This window comes from Streptococcus sp. 2741, from assembly GCF_013276315.1.
Classification (GTDB): Bacteria; Bacillota; Bacilli; order Lactobacillales; family Streptococcaceae; genus Streptococcus; species Streptococcus pseudopneumoniae.
This window is the reverse complement of sequence record NZ_VMKU01000014.1, coordinates 1-10168: the sequence shown is the minus strand read 5'-3', so window position 1 is coordinate 10168 and position 10168 is coordinate 1. Positions and strand designations below refer to the sequence as shown.

Annotated in this window: 8 protein-coding genes; 2 read left to right on the top strand and 6 right to left on the bottom strand. The window is 42.3% G+C overall.

Annotated features, from left to right (window positions below):
- The 4 genes from HT671_RS01830 to HT671_RS01815 all read right to left on the bottom strand — a co-directional run.
- Positions 1-4002, bottom strand: a 4002-nt coding sequence (locus HT671_RS01830; RefSeq protein ID WP_172923016.1) for a Rib/alpha-like domain-containing protein, incomplete at its 3' end; no start/stop codon positions are given.
- A 655-nt stretch (positions 4003-4657) separates the two neighbouring features.
- Positions 4658-4792: a 50S ribosomal protein L34 gene (rpmH, locus tag HT671_RS01825; RefSeq protein WP_000831907.1), complete on the bottom strand. Its 135-nt coding sequence runs from the start codon at positions 4790-4792 to the stop codon at positions 4658-4660.
- Between the two features lie 144 nt (positions 4793-4936).
- Positions 4937-6151, bottom strand: coding sequence for a pyridoxal phosphate-dependent aminotransferase (locus HT671_RS01820; RefSeq protein WP_023934190.1), 1215 nt, complete (start codon positions 6149-6151; stop codon positions 4937-4939).
- 156 nt (positions 6152-6307) lie between these two features.
- A complete protein-coding gene (locus tag HT671_RS01815; protein ID WP_050208770.1) occupies positions 6308-6607 on the bottom strand; it encodes a hypothetical protein in 300 nt (99 codons plus the stop codon).
- A 171-nt stretch (positions 6608-6778) separates the two neighbouring features.
- Between HT671_RS01815 and HT671_RS01810 the strand changes: the two genes are divergently transcribed.
- Positions 6779-7231 carry a universal stress protein gene (locus tag HT671_RS01810; RefSeq protein WP_050208772.1) on the top strand — a complete coding sequence of 151 codons (453 nt, stop codon included), beginning with the start codon at positions 6779-6781 and terminating at the stop codon, positions 7229-7231.
- Between the two features lie 191 nt (positions 7232-7422).
- Here HT671_RS01810 and HT671_RS01805 read toward each other — a convergent pair whose 3' ends face one another.
- On the bottom strand, positions 7423-8814 hold the full coding sequence (locus tag HT671_RS01805; protein ID WP_000453150.1) for a Cof-type HAD-IIB family hydrolase: 1392 nt from the start codon (positions 8812-8814) through the stop codon (positions 7423-7425).
- Positions 8815-8879: 65 nt separating this feature from the next.
- On the opposite strand from HT671_RS01805, the gene HT671_RS01800 reads away from it, so the two are divergent.
- Entirely contained in the window at positions 8880-9842 is a 963-nt protein-coding gene (locus tag HT671_RS01800) for an asparaginase (protein WP_050208774.1), read from the top strand.
- Positions 9843-9870: 28 nt separating this feature from the next.
- Here the strand turns inward: HT671_RS01800 and HT671_RS01795 are convergent.
- Positions 9871-10168 (bottom strand): hypothetical protein (locus HT671_RS01795; protein WP_172923015.1); only part of this gene is annotated, 298 nt, incomplete at its 5' end.

Sequence of the window (10168 nt, the reverse complement as noted above, 5' to 3'; positions counted from 1 at the left end):
TGTTACCTTAGCTGGTGTTGTTACATTAGGAACTTCTACAGCTGCTTTACCTGGTTCTGTAATCTTAGCCTTACCTACAACCGTAGTATCTGGTAATTGATCATTTGGAACCTTAGCTGAACCATCTGCTCCAATCGTCACTTTAATTGGACGACCATCCTTACCTGGAAGTTCTACCATTGTTCCTTCTGGATAAGTTGAGCCATCTGGTTTCTTAGGTGTTACTGTAACGTCACCTGTAGTAGGATCTTGTACCAAGTCAATAGTTGCTACTAGAGAATTTGCAACTTTTGGATCTGTGCCATTTGCTTTTTCATCTGCATCTGAGATACCATCGTTGTCATCATCTGGATCCGTTACATCTGGAATACCATCGCCATCTGTATCACGTTGGATAGTTACTGGAACGCTGACGGTTACTTCATCTTTACCATTCTTAATTTTGACTGGAATCGTAATCTTACGTTCTTCTTCGTCTGGTTTCCAATCAGTAACAGTTGGTGTACCTGTTAGCTTGCCTTCTCCGTCAACTTTCAATCCATTAACTGGCTTGTCTGTTGTAATAGTTGAACCTGGTTTGTTAGCTGTTACAACTGTAGTTGGAGTAACTGGTGTTTTCTCCTTAACTGCTGATGGTGCTGTGACTGTGCCGGCTAGAGAATCTGATACCTTAACCTTAACTGGTACTTCTTCACTTGATCCATCTGGATAGCTTACAACAACCACTGCAGATACAGTTTTTCCATCTTGGCTAGTATCTGGAGTTTTTTTCCAGCGATAGCTAGTGTTTGTTGGTAGGTCTTGCTTGTTACTGATACTATCCGCTGCTGCAGGAACCGCATTTTTAGAAACTGTTTGGTCTTTTCCTTTTGGATTGTACTTAGCTGCTTGATCCTGAACAGTAATGGTGATTGTTTTTGTCGTAACTGCACCATCTTTATCATAGGCTTTAATGGTTACTTTGAATGCGCCTGGATTTCCTGTTGGTGTACCTGTAATTTGACCATTCTTATAAGTCAAGCCTGCTGGTAAACCTGTTACTTCTACTGGATTTTTTTCACGTAAACCTCGTCCGCCTTCATTATCCGCCACGGTTACTTTGATTGGACTGATTGGTTCATTTTTGGTAACAGTCGCTCCATTTGCTGTAATAGTTGGTCCTGTTACGTCTTTTACAGTGACTGGAACTGTCACTTCTTCACTTGATCCATCTGGATAAGTAACTTTTACAACTGCATTTCCAGCTGAACCGGCTGTGTTTGTTGAAGTTGGTTTACTTTGTACTGTTAGTGTTCCTGGACCAACGTTTTTCACTTTTGCTTTTACTGCATCATCTGAAATGGTTTGTCCTTGGTTTACTGTTAGGGGTTCGCCTACTGGATTATACTTGTCTTTTTGCGCTTGTACTACAATATCAATTGTCTCTGTAGTAACATTTCCGTTCTTATCATAGGCTTTAATAGTGACGCGAGATGTACCCGGATTTCCTGTCGGTGTCCCTGTAATCTTGCCATTTTCATATTTTAATCCTTGTGGTAAATTGCTTACCTCTATTGGATTATTATCACGCAAGCCAACACCACCTGTATTATCTACAGCTGTTACAGGGATTGGAGTAATTGGTTCGTTTTTAGTTACTGTAGCATCTGCTGCTGTAATGGTTGGCCCCGTCTTATCACCAGCTGTGACAGTGAAAGTAAAGGTCACAGGTTTTGCTTGGTTTCCTGCATCATCAGTAGCCTTGAAGGTAAATGTATGTGTTTTACCAACATCTTCTGGTAGGGCTTTAAGGGTGATTTTTCTGATTTGTTTAGTATCTGTACTTCCTTTTGATTCTACAAATGCTTGCGCTGTAGTAAGCCTGTTACTATATTTTGGTTGGGTTATAAAATCACTAACATCCAGCTTAGCCTTCTTATCATCTGTTGCTGTAACTGTAAATGTTACCCATTCACCTTCTGTTACCGTTTGGCTTGCTGGTGTGATGGTCAAGGTTGGGGCTTGTGTGTCTGGTGTTTCTGTTGGTGTTACGGCGTCACTTCGGTCTGAAGTCACTGTTCCACCCTTGTTAACGATGGTTTCAGCAGTAATAGCTTTTCCTGGTAGAGCTTCTGTAACTGTAACGGTTGCAGTCTCTCCATTAGTTGTTCCAGTTCCAATAACTATATCACCATCGTAAAGCTTAACTGTTGAACCCTTTGGCACTCCACTTCCAACATTAACCGTAATTTGTTGATTTGTTAAGCCTTTTTTGTTCTCTAAACTTGTTGTAATAGTCGGTTTTTTAGGTCTAACGTTTAATGTAACTGTTCCATCTGAACCTGAGTTGGTATTTTCTGATGATGAACCATCTTTGTAGGTAGCGATTACTTTATAAGTAAAGACTCCAGCTTGAGCTGTACTTGGTTTACGATTGTCTTTCCAGCTCCAAGCCATTCTTGGCGGGAAGTCTTTACCAGTTTTTGAAGTGACATACTTATCAGCTACAGGGTTATCTGTATTTGGAAGACTATCTCCCACCGTTTTGGTGTGTGAACTACCTTTGATAGGGTAGGTTTCTGCCTCTGTGGTCGTCTCTAACCTAGCACCCATTGCCCCCACAATATATGACTGCTGAGTAGTAGGTCCGAATGTTGTCGTGGCTGCGTAGACATGACCGTATTTAGCTGCCTCCTCCTCAGTCACATTGTCTTTAAGTCTAATCTTCGCATGCATATGGACAGCATGCGACAAACTTTGTTTTCCAACCTTAATTCCCAAATAATATGATGCATTCGGATAGTTACCGTCTGTTTTTCTTGTAAGAGCATTTAGAAAAGTATCGTTTTGGTTGTGCCTGAATACAGTCCAGCGTTGATTGTCTCGATATACCCCTGAACTTGGATCATACAAACTGATATAATCATTATTAAAGATATACTCTTTCTGATTCCACGGACGATCGATTTTGGCTGTGTTTCCATATTGTTGAAATCCGGCATTCCCATCAGAAAGCCTGTATCCACCCTGTTTAGAGTATCGAGTGAAACTCAAATCTTTTACCGTGTTAGAATCATGCATGATATTAAACGGAGCTTGGAAATAATACTGTTGCTGGTATGACCTGTCCACCAGTTGCCGTCCATCGTTATTGAAGAAGACATCGTAGACCATCCATTTTTGTCCACCTTCTTCTTGATACCTTGCACGGATTACTGTCTTATTTCTAGTGAAATCTTCATCATCATTTCTTGTATTTTTACCATTGTTAGTCTTTGGATCAACAGAAGCAAAGTATCTGACATCAGACAAAGCACCTTCATTGATAGTATTCGGGATAGATTCCAGAGCCCTCCTAGATCTTCTAGATCTCTTAGGTTTATCTTCTGCTCCAGATGCAGAAGCAGCCCTGTCTGAACCCTCCTCCTTATGGTCGCTCCTTTCAGAAGAGGCATTTTTATCCGCTGATTCACTTCCCTGCGGCTGACTTTCTTCTTTAGAAGATCTTGATAAGACTGCCAAGTCCTTTTCCAACTTCTCAGCAAGACTGTCAAGATCCCCTTGACCTGCATCAGCACGGGCTAATAATTCTTTCCCTTTTTGAAGTCGCTCTTTAATAGGACTTACAACTGAAGAATCGTGCTTCGAGTCGGTAGAAAGAAGAGCACTTACCTCTTCCACTAGCTTGCTCAAGCGGCTGCTATCAACTGTAGCAGCTTTCTCTTCAGCAGGTTGAGCTTCCTTATTTGCTGAAGGCTCACTGGCTACTTCAGCTTGATTTTCATCCCTTGCCTGCCCTGCTTCAGACGACTGCTCCCCATCTTTCGGGCTAGCTAGACCAGTAGTCGATGACGACGTGTTTTGGCTTGGGCTATCTGCACTCACAACGTTGGCCCCCATAAACATAAGAGCCGCAACCGCAACAGAAGCTGCACCAAAGCTATATTTACGAATAGAGAAGCGCAAGACTTTTTCGCGTTGATGGCGCTTTACCCTACTGAGTGAATTCGATTTATCTTCCATGTTACCTCCTTAAGAAGACTAATGATATAATAAAAAATAAGTTTCCCAACTCCCACTCCTTCAGAGAGTGAAGCTAGAAACAGCACCGTGATTCTTACTAGTGAGTAAATGATAGGAGATGAGACTAGGTCACCCTTAAGCCTCAAGCAACTATAATATCACAGCTATCACAGCTACATTATACCACTTTGATAAAATTAGTCAACACTTATCCTGACACTTTTATCATTTTTTTCATCGCTGAATCTCACTGAAAGTTCTATAAGGAAGTTAGCCATCCAGCCCTCCTAAAAATGAGATGGTTCAACGATAGTGAAATGAAATAAGAACAGGACAAATCGATCAGGACAGTCAAATCGATTTCTAACAATGTTTTAGAAGTAGAGGTGTCCTATTCTCGTTTCAATCTACTATAGCTTATGACGAGCCCTTCCTTTACCAGACAGATCTATAGCGAAAGGAAATAAAAACGCAACAGATTGATTAGGAAATGCAAAGCAATTTCTAAAACTGTTTTAGCAGTCGCTATCTACTTTCCTAGCTTCAAGCTACTCTATCTTTGACACCGGACTCATCTACTCTTGCTCCTATTTTTAAGCACAATAAAAGCCAGTAGACTCGAGTTCCTACTGACTTTCCTTCTCCGTGGTTTGGACTAGGCAGCCAAAACGTTGCGTCCTTTACGACGACGAGCTGCCAATACGCGACGACCATTTTTAGTTGACATACGGTTACGAAATCCGTGTTTGCGCGCACGACGAAGTTTACTTGGTTGATAAGTACGTTTCACGATGAATACCTCCTCATAGATTTTGTATTCGTTTAGCCGGCTATAAAGTGATCAGTTACTAAACATACTTTACCATTCTATCTGATTCTGTCACTTTTGTCAATAGCTCTAGGCAAATGTTTCCATCTTTTTCTCATGTAAGCCCTATCTGCGATACTGTTTTAAGAAACGAGTCATCTTTTCTTGGATTTGGGCTAGTTCCTCGACACGAGGAAGGTAAACGATACGGAAGTGGTCTGGTTCCTGCCAGTTAAAACCGCGACCATGAACCAAGAGCACCTTTTCCTGCTTCAAGAAATCAAGGACAAACTGCTCATCATCATCGATGCGGTACATATTGCGGTCGATTTTGGGGAAGATATAGAGACCCGCCTTGGGTTTAACGGCAGACAAACCTGGAATCTCTTGAATGGCATTATAGATAAAATTTCTTTGCTCGTAGATTCGTCCACCAGGAAGGAGTAATTCATCGACTGATTGGTGACCACCTAAGGAGGTTTGGACGACTTGTTGGGCCAAAACGTTAGAGCAAAGGCGCATATTGGACAGCATATTGAGCCCTTCAATATAGCCCTTAACATGTGTCTTAGGACCAGACAGAACCATCCAACCCACACGGAAACCAGCGATACGATGCGATTTTGACAGACCATTCATGCTGACACAGAAGAGATCCGGTGCCAGACTCGCCACAGGCGTATGCACATGCCCATCCATGACCATGCGATCATAGATCTCATCCGCAAAGATGATCAAGTCGTTTTGACGGGCAATCTCAATAATCTCCAGCAAGAGTTCCTTCGGATAAAGGGCTCCAGTTGGGTTGTTTGGATTGATAAGGACGATTGCCTTGGTATTGGAAGTGATTTTTGACTTGATATCCGCAATATCAGGGTACCATTCTGCAGCTTCATCACAGATATAGTGAACGGCATTTCCCCCAGCTAGGCTGACAGCCGCTGTCCAGAGAGGATAGTCTGGCATTGGCACCAATACCTCGTCTCCATTGTCCAAAAGCCCCTGCATAGACATGACAATCAGCTCACTGACACCATTTCCAAGGTAAATATCATCCATAGCCACATTGGGGAATTTCTTCAGTTGGCAGTACTGCATGATGGCCTTACGGGCTGAGAAAATCCCTTTGGAATCAGAATAGCCTTCACTATCACGCGCATTCATAATCAAGTCATGGATGACTTCGTCTGGCGCTGTAAAGCCAAATTCTGCTGGATTTCCTGTGTTCAGACGCAAAATCTTTTCTCCATTTGCTCGCATCCGCATGGCTTCTTCCAAAACCGGACCACGGATATCATAAGCAACATGCTCTAACTTACTAGACTTGTTATATTCTTTCATCTTGTTTCCTCCATTCATCAGACTAGTAACATTATACCACTAGAAAAAGAATGCGACAAGTTTGCTGGAAGCTGTTACTAGATTTATATAGAAGAAAATCCTCGCTAAAAGCGAGGTCAAGACAGGGGAGATAGCAGGTATTTTGCGAAAGACATATCACATACCAAAAGATAAACCTAGAAAAAGCAAGCCTAGAAAAGAGTCATAGAGAAGATTGAACATGAGGAAGAGTCCCCATATCATCAAGTAATCCCAACGCCCACTTCGTTTTGCAACTAGGAATAATACCAAATGGTAGAGTACATGAAAGACTAAAAAGCCAACAAAACCTGGATAAAGAAGCGGTACCAGACTCTCTAATTGCCAGATCATGATCACTTCTACCAAGACCGAAGCTAAGATGATTCCATAATAAAGGAAATTTATTTTTTTTGATTCTTGAAAAGAGTTTTTCATAACCACTCCTCTCCAATATATTCTATCTTTACTCTCACTCTTTTTTATATATTTTAACATATATACATACATATGTCAAGCGCTAACATTTTTTGAAAAATACTTTTTTTGCTTTACTTCTATAGTGAAAAGGCTTACAATGATAGTAAGAAAATTTCAGGAGGTTTCATTATGGCACAACGTTACCAAAATATCATGGTCGCAATCGATGGTTCTAAGGAAGCAGACTTGGCTTTTGTCAAGGGAGTTCATTCTGCTCTACGAAACGACGCTAAACTCACCATCGCCCATGTCATTGACACACGCGCTCTCCAAAGCGTATCCACCTTTGATGCTGAAGTTTACGAACAACTCCAAGTCGACGCTGAAAGTCTGATGAAAGAGTACGAAAAACGTGCTAAAGATGCTGGTGTGGCCGATGTTCATATCGTCATTGAAATGGGAAATCCAAAGACCCTACTGGCACGTACTATTCCCGATGCTGAGGAAGTGGACCTCATCCTCCTTGGCGCAACCGGTCTCAACGCCTTTGAACGCCTCTTAGTCGGCTCTTCATCTGAATACATCCTCCGCCATGCTAAGGTCGATTTGCTGGTTGTGAGAGAACAAGAAAAAACCTTATAATCACAAAGAAAAGGAGCTCAGCGCTCCTTTTTGTTTACTATTTATACTCTTCGAAAATCTCTTCAAACCACGTCAACTTCCATCTGCAACCTCAAAAACATGTTTTGAGCTGACTTCGTCAGTTCTATCCACAACCTCAAATCAGTGCTTTGAGCAACCCGCGGCTAGCTTCCTAGTTTGCTCTTTGATTTTCATTGAGTATTATTTCTCTCTTTATGACGCTCATAAGCCTTGAGCTGGCGCTGCAGTTCCTTTTTAATAGCAGGTTCTGGAGCATATTTTTCTTCCCAATCATCTGGTTTTAAGATTTTGTGGGTCACTGGATCAAAATGAGCCTTGCCATCTGGAAAAATTTTCCCCATATTAGCCTGATGGACAATGTCAAAAATACGTTCTGGGTCCACCCCCATCAAGACAAAACTACCGTAGGTAAAGTAAAGCGTGTCAATCAAGGCATCCACTTGCCCTATCAAATCTTGCTGGGCAGGCGTCTTCTTGGCTACTTTATCTGCCGCCTTATCAAGAGCCTGATGAAGTTGCGATAGAGCTTGACCAAAGTCCTCTTCAGAAGGACTGGCTGCTCGAACAAACTCCACCAATTCTTCTATTTTAAAGCCAGCCCTATGGGTTGCACCTTCTAAATCCCAAGCTCGAGGTTCTTCTTGAGTCCGTTCATCCATCATGTGGTGGAAGGTCTTGACCTTATTGAAATGATAGTCACGGCTGACAAAGACTTTTTCTGAAGCCAAAACACCAAAATGTTCCAAGGCCTTGTGGATTCCGTCTTGTTGATTGCTGGTGGTAATGTGCTTGGCAACTTCCTTGACACTGCTACTACCATTTCCCATAGCGACCGACATCCCAACACCTGCCAGCATTTCAAGATCGTTATCTGAGTCACCAAAGGCCATGACTTGGTTGAGGTCAAAGCCATATTCTTTCCCGACTAGTCGAATGCCTTCCAATTTAGAGTTTCCTTGATTGATGACATCCGCAGCAAAAGGATTGCTACGTGTCAATTTCAAGTCTTCAAAATCAGCTGCCGCCTTCTCAGATTCTTCTGGCGTCATCAGCATCAAAACTTGGTAGATAGGCTGATTCATCAGATGAAGCAGGTCTTCTTCCTTTTGGGGAACAACCTTGCTGACCATGCGATTAAAAGACTGACTCACTGTCCGAGTTAAAACAGAGGGAACGAAGCGACTGATTCGTTGGGAAAAAGAACCCAGACCAAAGGACATGATTTTGGAACCCAGCATAGCATCCTTGGTCCCTAGGGCAATCTCCTTGCCCTCTTTTTTAGCATAGCTAATTAGATGGCGCAAATGCAACTTGGAAATAGGGCTCGTGAACAAGACTCTGTCTTTAGTAAAGATGTACTGGCCATTATAGGTTACCGCAAAATCCAGGTCCAAATCGTCCATCAATTCCTTAACAAAAAAAGGTCCTCGCCCTGTCGCTACACCGACAAGCACCCCTTGTTCTTTAACAATCTTAATCGCGTCCCTAGTGGATTTCAAAACACTCTTGCGATTGTTGACTAGTGTTCCATCGATATCAAAAAAAACAGCTTTGACTTCCATCCTATCCCAATCTCCCCTTTTGTGATACAATGATTATACCACATTTCAGAAAGAGTAAGTAAATCATGCCTAAGAAAATCCTTGTTTTACATACGGGTGGGACTATTTCCATGCAGGCCGATGCTTCTGGCGCTGTTGTGACGAGTTCAGATAATCCTATGAATCATGTGTCCAACCCACTTGAAGGAATCCAAGTTCATGCCTTGGACTTTTTTAATCTACCAAGCCCTTATATCAAACCCAAACATATGCTGGCTCTCTACCAAAAAATCAAAGAGGAAGCAGATAACTACGATGGGGTGGTGATCACACACGGAACCGATACTTTAGAGGAAACAGCCTATTTCCTTGATACCATGAAAATTCCCCACATGCCTATCGTTCTAACAGGAGCCATGCGCAGCTCCAATGAACTCGGTAGTGATGGTGTTTATAACTATCTGAGTGCTTTACGGGTAGCTAGCGATGACAAGGCTGCTGACAAAGGAGTTTTGGTCGTTATGAACGATGAAATCCACGCTGCCAAGTATGTCACCAAAACACATACGACCAACGTCAGCACCTTCCAGACCCCAACACATGGCCCCCTCGGTCTCATCATGAAACAGGAAATCCTCTACTTTAAAACAGCTGAACCTCGTGTTCGCTTTGATCTTGATCACATACAAGGCTTGGTGCCTATCATCTCGGCTTATGCTGGTATGACAGATGAGCTGATTGATATGCTGGATTTAGAACACTTGGACGGTTTAATTATCCAAGCCTTCGGAGCTGGTAATATTCCCAAAGAAACGGCTCAAAAATTAGAAAACCTTCTGCAAAAAGGAATCCCAGTCGCCCTGGTTTCACGATGCTTTAACGGTATCGCTGAGCCTGTTTATGCCTACCAGGGTGGGGGCGTGCAATTACAAAAATCTGGTGTCTTCTTTATTAAAGAACTCAACGCCCAAAAAGCCCGCTTGAAACTCCTCATTGCCCTCAATGCCGGACTAACAGGGCAAGATTTGAAAGACTATATGGAAGGCTAAGACTCTTGAAAAATCTCTTCAAACCACGTCAGCTTCCATCTACAAGCTCAAAGCAAGGACTTGAGCTGACTTCGTCAGTTCTATCTACAACCTCAAAACAGTGTTTTGAGCTGACTTCGTCAGTTTTATCTACAACCTCAAAACAGTGTTTTGAGCTGACTTCGTCAGTTTTATCTACAACCTCAAAACAGTGTTTTGAGCTGACTTCGTCAGTTTTATCTACAACCTCAAAACAGTGTTTTGAGCTGACTTCGTCAGTTTTATCTACAACCTCAAAACAGTGTTTTGAGCTGACTTCGTCAGTTCTATCTACAAGCTCAAAGCAG

What these genes read in the sequence shown, in the direction of transcription:
- HT671_RS01820 (WP_023934190.1), bottom strand. Translation starts at nt 6,151, where the DNA reads ATGAAAGAATATAACAAGTCTAGTAAGTTAGAGCATGTTGCTTATGAT.
- HT671_RS01815 (WP_050208770.1), bottom strand. Translation starts at nt 6,607, where the DNA reads ATGAAAAACTCTTTTCAAGAATCAAAAAAAATAAATTTCCTTTATTAT.
- HT671_RS01810 (WP_050208772.1), top strand. Translation starts at nt 6,779, where the DNA reads ATGGCACAACGTTACCAAAATATCATGGTCGCAATCGATGGTTCTAAG.
- HT671_RS01805 (WP_000453150.1), bottom strand. Translation starts at nt 8,814, where the DNA reads ATGGAAGTCAAAGCTGTTTTTTTTGATATCGATGGAACACTAGTCAAC.
- HT671_RS01800 (WP_050208774.1), top strand. Translation starts at nt 8,880, where the DNA reads ATGCCTAAGAAAATCCTTGTTTTACATACGGGTGGGACTATTTCCATG.